This is a genomic window from Aquiflexum sp. (assembly GCF_041751335.1).
Classification (GTDB): Bacteria; Bacteroidota; Bacteroidia; order Cytophagales; family Cyclobacteriaceae; genus Aquiflexum.
In genome coordinates, this window is record NZ_JBGSXS010000098.1 from 1 (window position 1) to 1,719 (window position 1,719).

Sequence of the window (1,719 nt, forward strand, 5' to 3'; positions counted from 1 at the left end):
GGCTAAAACCCTCCATAAGCGTATTGGCAATCTCTTTTTGTTTTTCAGTAATTTGTAAAAGGGTTTTCTTAAAAAATCTTGATGCCTGTCCAAAGGCCATGTAAAATTTGAGGTAAGAGCCTTCTTTTTCAATTTTGTCTTTTTGTTGAATCAGCCAATCCATTGATTTGGTTTCCACTTCCTGTTTCAGGAGTTCAAAAAGGAAAATCTTTGTTTTTTCAATGTCGATAGAATTATTCATAGTTCAAGGTGTATTTGGGCTCAAAAATCAGTATTTAAAGGTAATTGATTTTTTTAGAATGTTCAGTTTGGCCGTTGTTTCGCAGTCCTTTGTATTTTATTTTGGTGATAAGAGTTTTGTCAAACTTTTAATAGTAATGGGGTCTGTTATAAAAAACTTGATGATTTATCAGAATTTCAGATATTCAGTAAATCTGAGGCAATTTAGTGGTTCACTTTCAATTAAAGCATATTATCGCCCTCAAAAATAACATGATTAATATCAGCTTGTTCTTATGGAGTAGTTAGTCTTGAACTGAAACATGTGCTCTTAAAATTCAAAAAACATAATGTTCGGATTTTGTGCTTGATAACAGAAGCTGCACCTATAACTTCCATCAACCATAAAACTCTGAATATGCCAAGGAAGAGGATTTTCCAACAGGGTAGAATTTTTCATCATATTCAGGCTGCTAAGATTATCGATCAATCCCTCTCCAGTTGCTTTTAGAAATGATTCTTTGATGGTCCAAATTCTGAAAAAAGCTAAGGACTGATTAGGGGACTGCTGAAGATATCCAATTTCATCAGGATGAAAAGCCGATTGCATTACTCCAACATAATCGAAGTTAGGCTGTATTTTTTCCACATCGATTCCACAGGGATATTTGGAAAAAATCATCATCATCCAATCTCCGGAATGGCTGATATTGAAGTGAAAATCAAGTTGGCCTGAAATGTATGGTTTTTTGTTTTCTGTAAAAATCAAACTGATTTCATCCGCAGGGCATTTTAGATATTGTCCACAAATTATTCTTTTCATCACCTGGCTGCATAGGAAAATGTTTTTATCTACTTCCTTTACAATTCTTGATAATTTCCTCAGTTCGGTTTCTTTGAGAAGTTTTTTTTGATCAAAAACATAATTGATGTTTTTTGAAATTTTTATCCTGACTACATGAGTATCATCGGAAAGTGACTTGGCTTGGAAATTGTCCCAAGTTGGTTTTAACTCAGACCAGTCTATTGAGATGTTTGAAGTCATCTATTGGTTATTGTCGTCAAGAACAATTTGGATCTTTTCGGCTATTTCTTTCAATATTTTAGTTTTTATAAGAATATTGTAATGGTGTCCGCCAATATTTATCACCTTGACTTTTTCAACGAATGAGGTCCATCCATAGAATTTTGGTTCCTCGATATAAGTTTCCATGATTTTTGCGCGGAATAAATACAAGGTGCCATGATAAGGAACTAACTTGTATTTATTTAATAAATATGTATTATTTTTTGAAACCTTATTAAGGTAGTCTGTGGGTTTATTCACAAATTTTGGATTGAGCTTCAATTTCATTTTGGAAAATATCAAATCCATTTTTCGTTTAAAATACCTTTTTTTCCTTTCCAAATATGCCTCAGGTTCATTCAATAAAAAATTTACTTTAGCTAGGATGATGTTTAACCGAAGTTTAATTTTTTCAAATTGTGAATGTCTTTCCC

Annotated in this window: 2 protein-coding genes and 1 pseudogene; all 3 read right to left on the minus strand. The window is 32.5% G+C overall.

Annotated features, from left to right (window positions below):
- Positions 1 to 241, minus strand: a pseudogene (locus ACEW8U_RS05735) (hypothetical protein); the annotation flags it as partial.
- 309 nt (positions 242 to 550) lie between these two features.
- Complete coding sequence (locus ACEW8U_RS05740) at positions 551 to 1,264, minus strand: 4'-phosphopantetheinyl transferase superfamily protein (RefSeq protein ID WP_373521081.1); 714 nt, start codon at positions 1,262 to 1,264, stop codon at positions 551 to 553.
- The coding region (locus ACEW8U_RS05745) for a hypothetical protein (RefSeq protein WP_373521082.1) at positions 1,265 to 1,719 on the minus strand (455 nt) is incomplete at its 5' end.

Bases quoted from the DNA above. Each gene is read 5' to 3' on its own strand.
- ACEW8U_RS05740 (WP_373521081.1), bottom strand. From the start codon at position 1,264: ATGACTTCAAACATCTCAATAGACTGGTCTGAGTTAAAACCAACTTGG.